This is a genomic window from Marinobacterium lutimaris (assembly GCF_900108065.1).
Lineage (GTDB): Bacteria > Pseudomonadota > Gammaproteobacteria > Pseudomonadales > Balneatricaceae > Marinobacterium_D > Marinobacterium_D lutimaris.
This window is the reverse complement of sequence record NZ_FNVQ01000010.1, coordinates 40433-57827: the sequence shown is the minus strand read 5'-3', so window position 1 is coordinate 57827 and position 17395 is coordinate 40433. Positions and strand designations below refer to the sequence as shown.

16 protein-coding genes are annotated in these 17395 nt (G+C 51.2%); 9 read left to right on the top strand and 7 right to left on the bottom strand.

Annotated features, from left to right (window positions below):
• Positions 1-6: 6 nt before the first annotated feature.
• From C4S72_RS25010 to C4S72_RS24990, 5 genes are read left to right on the top strand one after another with little or no spacing between them, the layout of a single operon-like run.
• Positions 7-957, top strand: a complete 951-nt coding sequence (locus C4S72_RS25010) for an ABC transporter substrate-binding protein (protein WP_235009268.1) — start codon at positions 7-9, stop codon at positions 955-957.
• A complete protein-coding gene (locus C4S72_RS25005) occupies positions 954-1937 on the top strand; it encodes a FecCD family ABC transporter permease (protein ID WP_268807745.1) in 984 nt (327 codons plus the stop codon). Before C4S72_RS25010 ends, C4S72_RS25005 begins: the two co-directional genes overlap by 4 nt.
• Positions 1934-2977 carry a FecCD family ABC transporter permease gene (locus C4S72_RS25000; RefSeq protein WP_104005934.1) on the top strand — a complete coding sequence of 348 codons (1044 nt, stop codon included), beginning with the start codon at positions 1934-1936 and terminating at the stop codon, positions 2975-2977. The genes C4S72_RS25005 and C4S72_RS25000 overlap by 4 nt, the downstream gene beginning before the upstream one ends.
• 21 nt (positions 2978-2998) lie before the next feature.
• Positions 2999-3838 (top strand): ABC transporter ATP-binding protein, encoded by an 840-nt coding sequence (locus C4S72_RS24995; RefSeq protein ID WP_104005933.1) that lies wholly within the window; start codon positions 2999-3001, stop codon positions 3836-3838.
• On the top strand, positions 3810-4577 hold the full coding sequence (locus C4S72_RS24990; protein ID WP_146071938.1) for an alpha/beta hydrolase: 768 nt from the start codon (positions 3810-3812) through the stop codon (positions 4575-4577). Before C4S72_RS24995 ends, C4S72_RS24990 begins: the two co-directional genes overlap by 29 nt.
• Positions 4578-5027: 450 nt before the next feature.
• Here the strand turns inward: C4S72_RS24990 and C4S72_RS24985 are convergent, their stop codons facing one another.
• Complete coding sequence (locus C4S72_RS24985; RefSeq protein ID WP_104005931.1) at positions 5028-6830, bottom strand: sigma-54-dependent Fis family transcriptional regulator; 1803 nt, start codon at positions 6828-6830, stop codon at positions 5028-5030.
• A 272-nt stretch (positions 6831-7102) separates the two neighbouring features.
• On the opposite strand from C4S72_RS24985, the gene C4S72_RS24980 reads away from it, so the two are divergent.
• The 3 genes from C4S72_RS24980 to C4S72_RS24970 are packed head-to-tail and all read left to right on the top strand — an operon-like array spanning position 7103 to position 9365.
• Positions 7103-7630 (top strand): 2,4'-dihydroxyacetophenone dioxygenase family protein, encoded by a 528-nt coding sequence (locus tag C4S72_RS24980; RefSeq protein ID WP_104005930.1) that lies wholly within the window; start codon positions 7103-7105, stop codon positions 7628-7630.
• The gene (locus tag C4S72_RS24975) at positions 7627-8457 is read left to right on the top strand and encodes an SDR family NAD(P)-dependent oxidoreductase (protein ID WP_200826902.1); all 831 of its coding nucleotides are present in this window, start codon (positions 7627-7629) and stop codon (positions 8455-8457) included. Before C4S72_RS24980 ends, C4S72_RS24975 begins: the two co-directional genes overlap by 4 nt.
• On the top strand, positions 8457-9365 hold the full coding sequence (locus C4S72_RS24970; RefSeq protein ID WP_104005928.1) for a zinc-dependent alcohol dehydrogenase: 909 nt from the start codon (positions 8457-8459) through the stop codon (positions 9363-9365). Before C4S72_RS24975 ends, C4S72_RS24970 begins: the two co-directional genes overlap by 1 nt.
• A gap of 2 nt (positions 9366-9367) precedes the next feature.
• Here C4S72_RS24970 and C4S72_RS24965 read toward each other — a convergent pair whose 3' ends face one another.
• Positions 9368-10333 (bottom strand): IS5 family transposase, encoded by a 966-nt coding sequence (locus C4S72_RS24965; protein WP_104005927.1) that lies wholly within the window; start codon positions 10331-10333, stop codon positions 9368-9370.
• Between the two features lie 218 nt (positions 10334-10551).
• On the bottom strand, positions 10552-11226 hold the full coding sequence (locus tag C4S72_RS24960; protein ID WP_104005926.1) for a DNA-binding protein: 675 nt from the start codon (positions 11224-11226) through the stop codon (positions 10552-10554).
• Between the two features lie 122 nt (positions 11227-11348).
• Here C4S72_RS24960 and C4S72_RS24955 point away from each other — a divergent pair, with 122 nt between their 5' ends.
• The gene (locus C4S72_RS24955) at positions 11349-12554 is read left to right on the top strand and encodes a tyrosine-type recombinase/integrase (protein WP_104005925.1); all 1206 of its coding nucleotides are present in this window, start codon (positions 11349-11351) and stop codon (positions 12552-12554) included.
• Positions 12555-13079: 525 nt separating this feature from the next.
• Here C4S72_RS24955 and proC read toward each other — a convergent pair.
• From proC to C4S72_RS24935, 4 genes are all read right to left on the bottom strand, one after another.
• Positions 13080-13886, bottom strand: coding sequence for a pyrroline-5-carboxylate reductase (gene proC / locus C4S72_RS24950; RefSeq protein WP_104005924.1), 807 nt, complete (start codon positions 13884-13886; stop codon positions 13080-13082).
• A 636-nt stretch (positions 13887-14522) separates the two neighbouring features.
• Entirely contained in the window at positions 14523-15356 is an 834-nt protein-coding gene (gene nadC, locus C4S72_RS24945; protein ID WP_104005923.1) for a carboxylating nicotinate-nucleotide diphosphorylase, read from the bottom strand.
• Between the two features lie 108 nt (positions 15357-15464).
• Entirely contained in the window at positions 15465-16493 is a 1029-nt protein-coding gene (locus C4S72_RS24940; protein WP_104005922.1) for a branched-chain amino acid ABC transporter permease, read from the bottom strand.
• Positions 16493-17380, bottom strand: a complete 888-nt coding sequence (locus C4S72_RS24935; RefSeq protein WP_104005921.1) for a branched-chain amino acid ABC transporter permease — start codon at positions 17378-17380, stop codon at positions 16493-16495. Before C4S72_RS24935 ends, C4S72_RS24940 begins: the two co-directional genes overlap by 1 nt.
• Positions 17381-17395: the final 15 nt, after the last annotated feature.

The window sequence follows — 17395 nt, the reverse complement described above, 5'->3', positions numbered from 1 at the left end:
TGAATTATGTTTCGATTTGCATCAACAGCCTTGATGGTTTTTGGCTTGCTGTTCTCCATACAGGGGCAAGCGTTAACCCTGACTGACGACAGGGGAGTGGATCTGTCACTGGTTACGCCAGCCAAGCGCGTGGCAGCCATATCCACCTTCGGTGCGGATCTTTTGCATTCTGTTGGTATGACGCCAGTAGCTGTAACCCGCTTTGGCCCGTTCAGTCATCCCGACTACCTTGGCGAGGCGCTCAAGGATGTGCCCGTGATCGGTACCAGGGCACAGGTTAACCTGGAGCTTCTGTCTGAAGTCGATCCCGACCTGATCCTCGCCATCAGGCGCTACACCGAAAAAGACGCGGACCGGTTCGCGGATATGGCACCCTACCTGGCACTGAACCTCATCACACTCGATGACAGCTTTCGTGCAGTCTCACTGGCAGGAAAGGCACTGGGCAAAACTCAACAGACCAATGCGTTAAACGCTGAATTCACCGCCTTGCTTGACCAGATGCAAAGCCGCGCACCGGGCGGCGTATCCGCTGCGCTGCTGGTGACCGGTGCCGAAGCTCCGTTTATCTATTACGATCACTTCCTGACCGCTGAACTTCTCTACAAGTTGAATGTGACCAATGTAGGCGGTTCACTGGATGCACAGGAGGAAGGCCTGCCATTGGGTTACCGCATCCGACTTGAAACACTCCTTGAGCGGGACCCGGACGTTATTTTCTTGTTTGACTCCAACAACGAACGTGCGTTTACCCGCAACCCGATTTGGCCTTACCTGAGTGCCGTAAAGAACGGCAGGGTTTACGAGGTTGGCCAGCACTGGAAAGAAGCTGCTGGGCCTGAGGCTCGCGTTCTGGTTGCCAAGGAGATGGCGCACCTGCTTTACCCTGAACTTTTTCCTATGCCGGATATGCCCGCATCGCTGCGTAGCCACCGCTATGACGGGGCCCAGCATTGATTAAAACAGCGATAGCTACGGCAGCCGTAATTGTTGTTCTGGCCTCTGCACTCTTTATCTCCCTCATGGTCGGTGACCAGCTATTTACCCCAGGCCAGCTGTGGTCTGCCGCTTTAGGTGAAGGGGATCTGCTGAGCCGCATCGTCCTGTTTGAACTGCGGTTACCAAGATCGATCATGGCTCTTCTGGTTGGGGCTGCGCTGGCCACAGCCGGAGGCATCATGCAGGGCGTTGCGCGCAACCCTCTGGCATCGCCCGATCTCACCGGTGTGGTTGCGGGAGCCGCTTGTGCAATCGTCGGCGTTATTTCAATCGTTCAGATCGATACGCGCTGGTTACCTCTGGTTGGATTCGGAGGCGGCCTGATGGCGGGCCTGGCTACCTTCACGCTGGCCTGGAAGGGGCAAATACAGCCGTTGCGACTGGTGTTGGCCGGTGTCGCCATAAGCGCGGTATGTGTATCGCTGATGGCGGCGATGCTGCTGTTTTCAGGCTCCGAGGCCAGCGAACTGTTCTTCTGGCTGGCGGGAGGCTTGGCCGGCCGTGGCTGGGATCTTCTGGACCAGCTCGCGGTATGGATCCTGCTGCCGATGGCGATCACCTTTATGTTGTCGACCCGCTTCCGTGTCCTTCTGCTTGATGATGCAGTGGCGCAGACCCTGGGGGTGTCAGTGAATCGCTGGAAGCTGTTCTTCCTGATGCTGACTGCGGTGATGATCACTGCTGCGGTAGTGATTGCCGGGCCGGTTGGCTTTGTCGGCCTCGTGGTACCTCATATATCGCGTAGACTGTTCGATGAGCAGCGCGCAAGCTGGCTGCCGATCAATGCTCTGGTCGGTGCTCTACTGTTACTCCTGGCAGATCTGCTGGCACGCCTGTCACCCGGTGTACAGGAGGTCCCGCTGGGCGTAGTGACTGCGTTGCTCGGCGGCCCCTGGCTGTTGTGGCTTGTGTCGCGTACATCGCGGGTGATCGTATGATTGCGGCTGTTAGTGGGCTTAGCTCCCACAAGCAATGGTTATGGCTCGGCGCATTGGTCTGCCTGTTACCCATAGTGCTGGCGCTTAATCTGTTTCTGGGAGCGTCAGAGCTATCGCCAATGGAAGTGATCCGTACACTGCTCGCAGGTTCGGGGCAGGAACATGTAGTGAGGGTGATCTGGGAGCTACGACTGCCCAGGGCGATAGCCGCGGCACTCATCGGTTCTCAGCTGGCGCTGGCCGGCTTCATGCTACAAAGCCTGACCCGCAACCCGCTGGCGGACTCTGGGTTGTTGGGAATATCCGCAGGCGCAAGCCTTGGTGCAGTGCTGGTTGTTGTCGGCGCTGGGACGCTATCCAGCGGTGTAGCCGTTTATGAGCAGGGCGAGAGCGTGCTCGCCTCGTTACCCGCTGCGGCCTTGCTGGGCGGTTTGCTGTCCGCCGTTCTGGTTTATGGCTTAAGCGGTGCTTCTGCATTGACGCCCCTGAGGCTGATCCTTACCGGAGTGGTCTGCGCGGCCATTCTGAACGCCCTCGTCACAGGGCTTCTCGGTCTGTGGGGGCAGGCTCATACCGAAACGATTGCCGCCTGGCTTGCCGGGAGTCTGAACGGCAGGAGTTGGGAGCACCTTAATGTGCTTCTACCCTGGAGCGCACTCGGTCTGTTGGCAGCCATCTTGATCTACAGACCCATGCGACTGTTGAGGCTGGTCGATGAGCAGGCGCTTAGCCTCGGGTTGAACCTTTCCCTGTGGCGCCTGCTGACCATCGCTACCGCCACGCTATTGACCGCCAGTGCGGTGGCGGTTTCCGGACCTATCGGCTTTATCGGACTGGTTGTGCCTCATCTGGCACAAGGCTTCGCACCCGGTCACATGGCGCTGCAATACCTGATCACCGCTATTGCCGGAGCAGTGATCGTACTGGCCGGTGATCTGGCAGGGCGGCTGGTGTTAGCCCCCTATGAATTACCGGTTGGGGTCTTGGCTGCGCTGATCGGTGTGCCTACATTTCTATATCTGCTGCGGCGCCAGCCCTGAGGAGTGGAGCATAAATACGAGATGAGTTTATCTGCTGAAAATGTAAGGCTTGGCTACGACGGGCAGGTGATCGTCCCGGAGCTTTCGGTAAAGATTCCGCGACACAAGGTGACGGCTCTGATTGGTCCGAACGGTTGCGGCAAAAGCACGCTGCTCAAATCCCTGGCAGGACTGCTCAAACCCTACAGTGGTGGTGTCAGTATCGACAACCATCCTTTAGCGTCGATGAGCAGGCGTGAGCTGGCGCTGAAGCTTGCCTTCCTGCCGCAGAAGCCGCAGGCACCAGAAAGTATCCGGGTAAGAGATCTGGTGGGCTACGGTCGCTTTCCGTACCAGGGGCTTATGCGAGGAGCCAGCGCGGAAGACAAGAAAATTGTGCGCTGGGCGATGAATGAAACCGGGGTGGAAAGCTACGCCGAGCGACCTATTGAGGCGTTGTCAGGCGGCCAGCAGCAGCGCGTCTGGATCGCCATGGCGATTGCGCAAAAGGCGGAAATTCTATTGCTGGACGAGCCGACAACCTTCCTCGATTGGGGGCATCAGTTAGAAGTACTGGAGCTTCTGGAACGCCTTAATACGGAATCCGGACTTACAGTGGTTATGTCGCTGCACGACCTGAATCAGGCAGCACAGTATTCCGACAACGTGCTCGCTATGAAGGAAGGAGCCCTGATTGCTAAGGGGGCACCAACCGATGTTATAAACGCCGATCTGCTGCGGGAGGTGTTCAGGGTGGAAGCGGAATGTTTAATCGGAAAAAGTGGTAAACCGCACAGTATCGCGCACAGTTCGGTACATAAAGCTCAACAGTCCAGGGAAGCGGGACCGCACAATGCGACACCTTCAGAAGCGTTATTTTAAGGGACTCGTTCCGTTCACTGCATGCAAAGCAGACCCTCGATTTTCCTACTGCGCTTATGTGCCGGAGTGCTACTGGCAGGACAATAAAGCGCTGCCGTTGCTGGTGGTGGTGCATGGTTCTGCCAGAACGGCAGAGAGCTTCCGCGATCGGTTCATAGAGTTTGCCGAGGAGCAGGGCTGTGTGATTCTTGCGCCGCTCTTTCCAGTAGGAGCTGCCGGCGATGCGGACGGTTACAAGCTCCAGCCACCGCTTGCTTTTCGCTATGACAAGCTGCTCCTACAAATGGTCTCAGAGCTTGGTGAACAATACAGGCTCGAACCCTGTTTCTACCTGTTCGGGTTTTCCGGTGGTGCTCAATTTGCTCACCGTTTCCTATACCTCTACCCATCACGCATTAAAGCGATCTCGATTGCTGCTCCCGGCAGTGTCAGCCTTCCCGTGAAAGACGACAGTCTTTGGTGCTCCGCCGGCGATACCGATTCCAGTCATATTGATAAACTGCGAAGGGTGCCCGTGCACCTCATCATTGGCGAAGATGACGACCTTTCACTGCTGTCACTAAACGAGCCTATCCGTTTGGATAGGAAAGAAATCCTCAAACGACTCCAGATACATCTCGACTCGCTGGGCATAGACGTGCGTTATGAAACGATCCCCGAAGTTGCTCACGACGGCTTTTCACTGATACCCGGTTGCCAATCTTTTTTGTCGAATGTGATGCGCAGGAACGATCGGTAGTGACTTGATAGGATAGGCGTGTCTGCTAGCGGGGTAGTCCCATAAAATGACTGCTATCGGTGCCGATAGCTCGCCTGGAGCACTACGAGCCGGGTGTCTGCAAAGTGCCGATAGCCCGCATAGAGCATGCTCGAGCCAAACGTCTGCTCTTGGCAACTCCGTAAGTACATACATTCAACCATGTCTTAAGTGTCTTCTGTTGGTATCGATAGCTCTCTGATGAATGAGGTCGTTTACAGCGGTTCGTCCGGGTTGCATTTGTTTGTGCGGTTGAACGTCCGCATCTTTGCAGGTCGTTTCGCGCCGCACAGGTTGTCTGCCGATCTGGAGGTGCACCGATAGATTTCCTGACGCATCTCCTGATAGATGGCATCTGTTTGCCGAACGAACAACGTTAAGCGCAGATCCTGATGCATTTCTAGAATGTTCGAGGCAATTCACGAACAGTGCTCAAAGTTTCTTTGGATAGCGATACACACTGGGGTCAAGCTCCAATTTTTGGAGCCGGTAGGCAAGCTTTGCTCGCGTTATTCCTAACTCTCGTGCAGCTAGAGATACGTTCCCTTCGGTCTTTTCCAAGATGTCTTTGAGCATATCACCCTCCCGTTCGATGTCGGGCCTGAGTGATTTTTGAGGAGGATCGAGTTCAAAATTGCCGAGTGGTGCGGCATCTTCTTCCAATCCACCAGAAACCCCGATTCTGAACTTCTGGCTGGAACCTGAAGAGAAACTCGCATCCTCGAAAATGTGGAAGACATCTATGGGCTCACACTCTATAGCGTTTATAACGCCTCGCTCTATCAGGTTCTGTAGCTCACGAATGTTTCCTGGGTAATCGTGCTCCCAGAGAGCATCAGACGCTTTGCGGGTTAGCCCAGGGATGGATTTTTCGTAGCGTTGAGAGTAACGCCGTAAAAAATGCTCGACCAGTAGGGGGATATCATCGCGCCGCTCTCTGAGTGGCGGAAGCCTGATTGGGAAGACGTTCAAACGGTAGTAAAGGTCTTCCCTGAAACGTCCGGCTTGCACCTCCTCGAACAAATCCTTGTTCGCAGCAGCAATGATACGAACGTCGACCCGGACCGCCTGTCCTCCTCCCACCCGCTCAATTTCACCATCCTGTAACGTGCGCAACAGCTTCCCCTGAGCTTCTAGGCTTAATGACGGGATTTCATCAAGAAAAAGTGTGCCGCCATTGGCGCGTTCGAAGCGTCCAGGACGGCTGCGTTCAGCTCCGGTGAAGGCGCCTTTCTCCACGCCGAAAAGCTCTGCCTCTATCAGCGTATCGGGGATTGCTGCGCAATTGAGAGCGACGAAGGGACCATCGGCCAGGAGACTCTTACGATGAAGTGCATTGGCGAACAGGTCCTTGCCCACTCCCGATTCTCCATTTAGCAATACGGTGGCAGGCGTTTGGGCGACACGTTCGATCTTCTGCAACGCTATACTGACAGCGGAAGAGACTCCTACGATTTTTTGCGAATTTTGCTCGGCGGAGGACGTCGGCGCTCCGTGGGTCCGTGCCTTTGCTGTCCTGCGATACTTTCGAGAAGGTGCTTTGGATTCCCGGGAAGAATGCTGGTCTAGGTCGAGCCAGCTTAGATCATCGATATCCTCCATGCTTTCGTTGGTCGTTTCACCGACGATGCGACAGTGCGGTGAGCCACAACCAGCACACTCGAGCTCAAGGTATATCACACGCTTGCCGTAAAAGGCGCTCGCATAGCCACTGGCGTAACCTAATTGCATCCAGCAGACAGGTTCATGGGACTGGCCATAGGCCTTTACATGTTCGGCAGCTTCTATTGAGTCATGCCAGAGAAACTCAGCGTCAAAAGTTCGGTTCGGGATATCGTGATCGCGCCGTATCGTCTCAACCTTGACCATCCCCATTACTGCATGCAGGCGCTCACCAGCGGTCAAAGCTCCTTCATCGTCACTATCTGGCCAATGCTTACGCACGAATGCTGCGTCCGAGGCGCCAGCCGAGAAGCCTACGCGCATCAGCAAGTTACGTGCGCCAGAGGGCCCAAGCGTTTCAATCAATTCACGACGCAAGGCACCAAAAGAGTTGGCCCCAAATAGTATCATGCGTCGTTTATCAAACCAGATCCTACCGTCGTTGGGGGTGAAACGAAGACTTTCAGTCAAATCATGCAGTGTTGGAGGGTCGCCCACATGGAGAGCATCATCGCCAAATCTAACCCGATGGGCTTGTGCCGTAACTTCTGAAAGGCGCAATTTCCTTGTCATATAACCATCCTACCAAGCCCGTAATGAACAGCTAGCTGACTTCATCACAGTTTATTTATTTTTATGAAAATGGTGAAAATTATTAATCTAAAACGGTAATTCACCATGCCCCTTGTTGTCCATTGGTTTTCAGCGCCTCTACGGCATTCCATTGTTTTTTCAACGTTTTTCCAGGATTTATGTACGAAATTTTAATCATTTCCCCGAGTGGCACATCGATTGCTCTATAGGCTGTGCAGCACTACTCGATATGTCTAATAAGGAGAAAATCAATGTCGAAATCACCTGCAAGCTCTGCTTACAAAATCGTCGAAGTCCCAGAGCCAATGAAAGCGATGCAGGATCGCTTTGGACGGGAAGGTAGCTATGTCGGTCTTTCAGAAGAGGAAAGCCCCTGGGTTCCCTTTGGTGACAACGCGGCGATACGCCATCTCGCTTTCGACGTCAGGAACAATGTCTACTGCAATATTTTGTGGATAAAGGGCCCAGGCGTCATCGGTACACATAAACACCGTGGCATGGTGTGGGCAGTCGGAATGGAGGGGAGCTTCCGTTACCTGGAGTACGACTGGAGCTGCGGACCTGGTGACTTTATTACCGAAATGCCAGGCCAGGCACACACCCTGGTGACCGATGAACCGAATGGAATGAAAGCGCTGTTCTGGATGCAGGGCGCCAATGAGTTCTACGATGAAAATGGCGAGTGGACAGAGACCCTGGATGTCTTCTGGTTCATTAACCACTACGTGACCTACTGCGAAGAAAACGGCATAGCCATCAACGATCAACTGTTTCTGTGAGGGATGGCATGAGCTTTTTTGAACAGTTCAGTGTCGAGGGACGCTCGGCACTGGTTACGGGTGGTGCATCGGGCCTGGGCCTTGCGTATGTCGAAGTATTGGCGGAGAACGGCGCTAAAGTCACGCTCGCGGATATCGATACCGAGTCTGCGGAGCGTGAAGCTGGTCGATTGAGAGAGCGAGGTCTCGAGGTACACCCCAAGGCACTCGATGTGGTCAATAGAGATCAGACCGGCCAGGTATTCGAAGAACATGTTCGCCGATTCGGTGGTCTGGATATCGCGTTCGCTAATGCGGGGATCGACCCTGGCGCAGGCTTCTGGAATCCGGCTGGCATGCGAAACGAAGAGGGACAGGTCGATACTCTAGACCCAGCACGCTGGGATCGGACGATCGCGATCAACCTGACCGGCACTTTCAATACTGTGCGTATGGCGGCGAAATACATGAAAGCTCGTCGCAAGGGATCCATCGTCGTCACCTCGTCAAACGCTGCCTTTATCACCGAGCCCGTGGTAGGGCTCCCTTACATGCCGGCTAAGGCCGGCATCTCCCACATGGTCCGCCAACTGGCTCTGGAACTTGCGGAGTTTCAGGTACGTGTCAACGCCATTGCCCCGGGCGGCTTTGCCACAAATATCGGTGGAGGCTGGCTCAAAGACGAAGCCATACGTCGAAGCTGGGACGCCAAGGTACCTCTTGGGCGAATTGCCGACCCCGATCAGATCAAAGCTCTGGCTCTCTACTTAGCTTCGGATGCGTCCTCGTACATGACAGGGGCACAGCTGGTTATCGATGGAGGGACTTCCCTTGGGAGGGTCGAGTGATGCGTGCTGCCGTCTTTAATGAATTACATCGACCTTTAGAAATTCAAGAAGTCCCGGACCCCACGCCGAATGACGACGAAGTCGTCATTCAAGTGAAACGCTGCGGTATTTGCGGCTCAGACCTGCATATGACTGAAGATGCAACCTTCGGTCTCTGTCCCGGCGATGTGCTGGGACACGAGTATGCGGGGGAGATCGTCGCATGCGGCTCCGCGGTTGATAATCTGCGGACGGGGCAACTGGTCTCCGTCATGCCATTTAGAAGCTGTGGGCTCTGCGTTACCTGCCTTTCGGGGAATCCGGCCTGGTGTCAAGAGATGGTTCTTGAGGGGGGAGGCTATGGGGAGTACGCGGCAACCGCAGCCCGCCAGTGTGTTGCTCTCCCCGATGGAGTGAACGTGGATGACGGTGCGATCGTCGAACCCCTCGCCGTAGCGCTTCACGGGGTTAGGCTTTCCGGCCTGCAACCTGGCGATCGCGTGCTGATTCTCGGCGCGGGTCCCATTGGTCTGGCGGCCGCCTTCTGGGCACGTCGTTTCGGGGCAAGACAGGTTGTCGTCCAAGATATCGCCCAATACCAGGAGCAGCGGGCTCATGAGATGGGGGCAACCGGATTCGTCTGTACACCCGATGATCCCGTGGGGAGTGCTGAGCGTGAGCTCGGAGGGAAAGCGGACATCGTTTTCGAGTGTGCTGGTGTTCCAGGCCTTATCGCTCAAGCCATCGATCAGGTACGCACCCATGGCACCATCCTTCTGCTTGGCTTATGTACCAAGCCAGGGAACCTGCGAACAAGTACCGCACTCTTAACCATTCAGCTGATCAAGCCGTATTTACGGCGTAATCGACCTATTTTTGATCATCTTTCATCGCCTGCATGCCGATTTTCCAGCATGCAGACGGACTAGTCCTACGCCCGCAGCATCTGATCCACTCGCACAACGTTCGCTAAGGCAAACAGCATGGCCAGTTTGCTATCGTTCTTCATCAGCCCACGGTAGCGAGCCTTGGTAAAACCGAATTGGCATTTGATAATCCGGAACGGATGTTCAACCTTGGCCCGAATGCTGGCTTTCAGGTACTCGGTTTTCAATGGAATCTTATTGATGCGAGGGTGCTTCTTCAGCTCTTTGACCTTGCTGGGAATTTCAGCGATGTGCCAGTCGGCCTCCACCGCTTCGAGTCCTGCTCGATTTTCAGCGCCACGATAGCCACTGTCGGCTAAGATAAACGCTTCCTTACCATGAAGAAGTTGCTCTGCCTGGTTGAGGTCATGCTCATTAGCGGCGGTAGTTGTGAAGCTGTGCGTCAGTCCGGTTCTGGCATCAACACCGATATGGGCTTTCATGCCGAAGTGCCACTGATTGCCTTTCTTGGTCTGATGCATCTCAGGATCGCGCTCACCCGCTTTATTCTTGGTAGAGCTGGGTGCTTCGATGATCGTCGCATCCAGCAGCGTTCCTTCTTTTACCAGAACGCCTGCTTCGCTCAGCCAAGTGCTGACTTCGTCGAAGATCTTGCGTGCCATACCATGCCGTTCCAGTAGGTGACGGAAGTTCATGATGGTGGTGTGATCGGGTATCGCACCATCCAGCGAGAGACCGGCAAACAAACGCATGGATGCGATCTCATAGAGCGCATCCTCCATGGCCGGATCGCTCATGCTATACCACTGCTGCATGCAGTGGATGCGCAGCATGGTTGATAGTGGATAAGGTCTGCGACCGTTACCGGCCTTTGGATAGTGAGGTTCAATTACAGACTCGAGCCGCTGCCAGGGAATCAGCTTCTCCATACGACCGAGAAACTTCTCTTTGCGGGTTTGGCGTCGCTTGTTGTTGAACTCGCTGTCAGCGAAGGAGAGTTGGTGATCCATGAATAGCCCTCAGTACATCAGAGTGCGGATTCTCTCATGCTGGGAGACTTGTTCGCATGTTCCCTAGGGGGGGAGGAGTCCATACATTGTGCCGATTGCACCCATAAAGCACCGGTAGCCGGGCGTCCGCAAAGGGGAAACTACATGAATTCTTTTCTTTATTTCTACTGCTCGTGCAATCTGGAGCACAGAGCTTGTAATCAGGCCCCTTACCCGTGCTACTGATTCCCGTTTGTACTTTCGGGAGACTGACGTTGAGAACTCTGTGAATCGATTTTTTGGACCAGTTCGGTCAGTTCAGCCAGCCGGCCAGCATGTTCACGGCCTAAGGCTTCTATCTTACCTTCCAGCTCTTTGACTCGGATCTGCTCTTGCTTAAGCGACCACTGCAGATCTTCTGACTTCTCTTTGAAGTGTGCCAGTTCGACCGTCTGGGCTCTTTTTTCCGCCTGGCTCTCCGCAGCATCCCGGTTTGCCTGATCCAGCTCGGATTTCAGGGTGTCGATCAGTAGCTGCTGCTTACGCACCTCATTCATGGCGGATTCTGTTTTCTGCTTCGCTTCCTCCAGGACAAACTCTTCCGCTTCGAGAAGCACGGCCGCTTCCTCCAGCTCTTTGTCATGCTCAGCGGCTTTCTCGCTCAGGGCCTCAGTCGCTTTCTCAACCAATCGGTCGTACAGCTCGCTGATCGAAGCCGTGACTGGATCAACCTCAGCACCTTCCTCGACAATGGGGTGGAGCTTTCGCCACTCCTTCAAATGCTGCGTCACGATCACCGTCGCCCCACCGATCAATTCCCGGATCGCACGTACCGTCGGGTTAAAACCTTCCTCCCGAAGCCGATTGGCGGCATCGAACACATCCGACTGCTGCACCTTACTGATTCGTGGCATGACACACCCCGTTTACCTTTAAAATTTAGCCAGTATCGTAACGTAACATTCCGTAACGCAACATCATTTAGCCTTGAATAATTACTTACGAAAACGTATATTTTAGTGAGTAATTAGCAGAGATGGGCGGTTCAGTGGGCCAACTTACCGAAACAAGCCAAAACGCACTGTCGACCGGTTTGCTCGATCAGGACGACCCACGGCAGTATTCCGAACGTAATCCAGCCTTTCTCTACATCCAGGGCCTGCCATCCGAAGCGTCGAAGTACACCGTGGCCAGTTTTACGGCCAGATTCGTGCGCCACTGGAACGCTATGCTTCCTGAACCCTTCTTGCCGGAACACCTGGCGGTATTCTCCGCGGCGGAAATAGAGGATGAAGAGGAACAGGAACGTGCAGGAGAGAACCGAAACCTGAAAACGGCGATCGCCGCACCCTGGAGGACACTGACCAACGGCACGCTAGTGAGTGTCATGGAGCAGATCCGCCGCGCCACAGTAGACAATCCCGGCACCGATCAAATGAACCCGTCCTCCTACAACTCCTACCTGGCGGCCATCAAAGGGATCGCCAGAAAAGCTTATCTGGCCCGGCTGATCCCAGCCGATGAGTTCAGCCTCATCATCGACAACCGCACGATTAAGTACGCGCGGGAGAAAGGCAGCGGCGTGCTGATCGAAGAGGTTCAGGAAGTAGTGGATATGTGCCTTCAGGAAGGCACCAAGGCAGGCCTGCGTGATGCGCTGCTATTTCTGATACTGTTCAGCTGCGGCCCGCGCCGCTCCGAAGTGGCGGGCATCGATCTGAAAGACGTAGATCTGATCCGCGGACGCATTGTGGTTACCGGCAAGGGCAACAAGAAACGCTACCTGAGACTGCAGCCCTACACCCTCGACGTGTTGATGGATTGGATATCCGAAGCGGAAATTACCGAAGGCGCGTTGCTACGGCGAATTGCCCGGGGCGACCATGTAGCTCAGTACAGCAGCGCCAGCACTGCAGCCCCCATCAAGCACGCTGAAAAGAAGGCTTACCAGGAAAAGGGGCGGTCGACTCGTTCTCCGCGTATCACCGCCGCCGGGGTCTACGATATCGTCAAGCGGCGCATGCTGGCCCACCCCAAGCTCACGCGCTTCACCTCACCGCACAGTTTCCGGCGTGGATTCATCACTTTTCTCCACCGGAAGGGCGTGGATGTTGTTACGATCGCAGAGCTTGTCGGGCATGACAATGTGAACACTACCAAGGGTTACATAACTGACCTCGAAGAACAACTGGATAGCGCTGCCCAAATGATAAATTTTGGGACAAACGGACTCAAAAAATAGACATAAGACTGACCTGCCCCCAGCATTTAACCCAACCGGGTTCTAGTAATGTCGTTGGTTGACGAACATTACTAAGAGCTTCATGGTTTAGAACGTGGGGAGCAGGTCAGCTAGGGCTAGGGCTAGGGCTAGAAAACATACTCCGAACTTCAAGAGATATTCTCCATTTTCACAGAATGCCCCGTTAGCCTATTTCGATGTTTTTTTTTTGCCCAAAGGCAGTGTTGCGCAGCAGCCATGGTGGGGCGTAGATGGTCAACAGTTGCTTTCTATGTCACGCGGGAGACGGAAGAGTTTGCTATGCCACTTCGATCAGCGATACCCGAGTCTCCCGTCGGTGGCCGTCTCGTTGACCTATCAAACACCACATGAAGCGGCGCGGCATCTGGTTATCTAAGTCGCCAATGGCAAGACTCTCCCAGAGTTACCTGAAAGACTAGCCACGAAGGTACTCGCAAGATGAAAGGGCATCACCACGCTATCAAGAGAAATCGATAGGTCAATTACATCTAATATAGATATCCTTTAATTCTTTGCCAACTCACGGCTACGATTAGCTGCTGCAGTAACAGCTTTCATCATCAAAGAAGTTAATCCAGTTTCCAGATTCATCAGTTGTTTGAGAGCCGCCTCGGTTGTTCCATTTGGGGAAGTTACATTCTGTCTTAACAAGCTTGGATGATCGTCGGTTTTTAATGCTAGCATACCAGCTCCGAAAACAGTTCTGATCGCCAATTCTAGTGCTATTTCTGGTGGCAGACCTTCATGTTCGCCCGCTACGGTCATAGCCTCTATCATATGGAAAACGTAAGCTGGCCCGGAACCAGACAATGCAGTAACAGCATCGATCTGAGATTCATTTTCTAGCTCCACAACATGGCCTACCGCCATCATGATTTGACGAGCTAATTCAATATGCCGCCCGTCGGCCTTTTTATTTCCGACAATAGCTGTAACACCCTGCTGAATCATTGCGGGTGTATTGGGCATTGTTCTGATTATGGGGTTATTTGGGAAAAACACCTCTAGTGACTCAATAGTTTTACCCGCAATTACCGAAACAACGGTAGTATCACTTCCAAAGGTAGGTAGTGTGTTCGCGGCATTAGCTAATGACTGTGGTTTAACCGCCAGAATGACACAGGCCGGATCCGAAGGCACTTCCCCGCCGACCTTTATGCCCATATCCTTGAGTTCTTCGCTAGCTAGTAAATCAACCACCTGAATGGAAGAACGTTTAACCCCACTTGCTATCCAACCTTTTAGCAAGGCTCCTCCCATGCGGCCGCACCCGATAAGAACTAAACCTCGTTTATTTATATCTGTTATCATTCAATTGTCTCCAATGCGCAATTTTTAAGTGACTATGGCCATATTTCTCTAGGCCTATTGAATTTTTGATTCAAGCTGAAAATATGATAACGAAGAAATATAATCAACTCTTTCTAACGTCATCAATAAGTTGGGTTATGTGATAATGTTATTCCACCAATGCTCGTTGGCGGTCAACGCCCTCACCATATCGAATTACGTAAAGCCTCATGTAACCTCTGGGTCCCAGCGCTGTCTACGTCAGCGACTAATTGCGGACTGCTACGAAAATAGCAGAATTAAATGAAAGCACTGCATCCAGGTAAGCATGAATATGATATATATTTTTTTACAGCAATATAACACTTATTTTTAATATATAAAGCGATAAATTAGAATTAGTTACCCGAAGAATCCTTATGAAATATATTTTACTTAAAGAACCAAAATATTTTATAAACTTTTTCTTTTATAAAATCATTTATAAGCGGCTTAATAAAATCAATCATATTAAAAATGGTTACTTGGGGTAAATATATCATATAATCCGAGTACATTTAGTACAGATAAACATGAGTAAAATCTTTACTGTTATTTCAAGAGTGATGCTAACACTCTAATAAAATTGAATAATCACATAAAATTTTTTATTATGGATCAAGACTCATCCAACCCAATGTCCACGCATGAAAAAGACTGGGTAATTTTACTTGTAGAAACAAAATCAACTCCCGTTTCAGCGATAGCACGGACTGTTTTCAGCGTGATATTACCTGAAGCCTCTAGCTTAGCCAGGCCATTAACCATGTTAACCGCCTCTACCATTTGATCAATACTCATATTATCTAGCATTATTACGTCTGCAGCCGCCTCCAGCGCTTCGGAAACTTGTTCGATCTTGTCGCATTCCACTTCAATTTTTGTCAAAACAGGTACATTTTCTCTGACCCGATGAACTGCTTTCTTTATGCTGCCGCAGGTAACAATATGGTTATCCTTGATCATCACTCCGCTATCTAAGCCCAAGCGATGATTTAAACCACCACCACAAGCCACAGCATGTTTATCAAGCATCCGCAACCCTGGGGTGGTCTTTCGCGTGTCAATCACGCGCGTCTCGGTACCTTCTATAGCAGCAACGTATTTGTACGTTTCGTTGGCAATTCCTGATAATCGCTGAATAATATTGAGTGCTGTACGTTCAGCTGTCAGTATGCTCCTCGCCCTTCCACGAACCGTCATTAAAACCGAGCCTGCTTCTAACCGTTGCCCATCTATTACGTGAGAGGTAATTTCAAGGGAGGGGTCATATCGTTTAAAGACACGCTCAACTATCTCAACACCTGAGACAATTAAATTTTCTCGACAGTTAAGATAGAAAACACCGAAACTATTCGAGTCAATCATAAGTTGGGAGGTCAAATCACAATGACCTATATCTTCAGAAAGCCAAAAATCTATAAGACGATCAGCTTGAAATTTGTCATACATAGTTATAGGCCTTCTTTGGACTTTGAGTTTTACGCACTATTTTCATTTTTCATTTGATGGGCATAAATAGGGGCACTGATTTTATTTATATAATTTTAGTATTTTGAATCAACGTCCAGGCCGACACACTCTCGTGAAGATACCGACAATTCCCTGCCTAAAACTCAACACACAAATAATAAAAATAATCCCTGTAACCATAGGCACAGATTGTCCTAAAGTCTCGAACCACTGAATTCCAGTGACTTCCGCAAGAAAGAAACCAATTTCTCCAATTTTGTTTTCCAACATAACTATCAACACTGCGCCCAAGATAGGGCCTGTTAGTGTTCCTAACCCACCGACAAGAGTCATCAAGATGACAGAGCCTGACATTGTCCAGTGAACATCCGTAAGCGTTGCGAACCCAAGAACTAGAGCTTTTAGCGAACCTGCAAGTGCAGAAAAAGACGCAGAAGTAACAAATGCAATAAGCTTAAATCTATTCGTATCATAGCCTAAGGATACAGCTCTCGGCTCATTTTCCTTAATTGCACGTAAAATCTGACCGTAAGGTGAGTTGACGATACGAACAATAGCGAGAAAAGCTAATAACACTACGCCCAGAACAAAATAATACGTTACTAAATCGCTATCAAGTGGGATAAAACCAAACAACTTTCCTCGGGGGATACCCTGAAGGCCATCTTCACCACCAGTAAATGGAGTTTGAAGGAAAATGAAATATACCATCTGGGCTAAGGCAAGTGTGATCATGGCGAAGTAGATCCCTTGCCTTTTAATTGCGAGTGATCCGATGACATAGCCAAGAATGGCTCCAAATCCGACACCCAGGATAATACCTATCTCTGCCGGAATTCCCCATGACTTCATGAAATAACCGAAGATATATCCTGCGCCTCCGAAAAAGGCTGCGTGTCCGAAAGAAAGCAGGCCTGTAAACCCTATCAATAAGTTAAACGAACAAGCAAATAGCGCAAAACAAAGAATCTTTAGTATCAATACAGGATATACCCCGATAAAAGGGGCTAACAAGAGTGACGTTAAAACGACTAACGACCATGATACGGATTTAGATTTTAATATTTTTGATATATTTTTACTACTATTTCCAAGTTCTTTTTCAAAAGCACTCATTACTTATCCCTCCCAAATAGCCCTGCAGGACGAACTAAAAGGATTATAGCCATAATTAAGAAAACTACCGTCGAAGATGCTTGGGGGTATATAACTTTAGTCAAACCCTCTAGAACTCCAAGAGCCAGACCAGTGACGATCGCTCCCATAATTGAGCCCATCCCACCAATGACAACAACTGCAAATATTATAATTATCAGATTTTGTCCCATTAATGGAGAGACCTGCATCATTGGCGCGGCTAGGACACCTGCAAAAGCAGCGAGCGCCACGCCGAAGCCGTAGGTGAGAGTAATCATAACAGGCACGTTCACACCGAATGACTCGACAATTTTAGGATTTTCAGTTCCCGCACGAAGGTAAGATCCGACTTTGGTCTTCTCAATAAAAAACCACGTTGCCAAACATACAGTAATTGAGGCTACCAACACCCATGCCCTATAATTGGGCAGAAACATAAACCCTAAATCAGTTGCGCCTCGTAGCTCACTTGGCGCCGCATACGGTAAGCCTGAAACTCCATATGCCGAGCGCATAATACCTTCGATCACTAGGGTGATTCCTAGAGTTAAAAGAAGCCCATAGATATGATCAAGCTCGTATATCCAATGCAGAAGTAGTCTCTCAATAATAATGCCGATTATTCCAACGATTAGGGGCGAGACTAATAGCATTGTCCAGTAACCAACGCCAAAATAGTTCATGCCGGCCCAAGCAAGAACCGCTCCTAACATGTAAAGAGCGCCATGTGCAAAATTTATAACATTAAGAAGACCAAATATTACGGCTAACCCAAGGCTAAGCATTGCGTAAAATGCTCCGTTTACAAGGCCAAGAGTTAGCTGTGATAATAGTACCGGTATTGGAATAAAAAACTCAGGATTCATTATTGAACTCCTTAT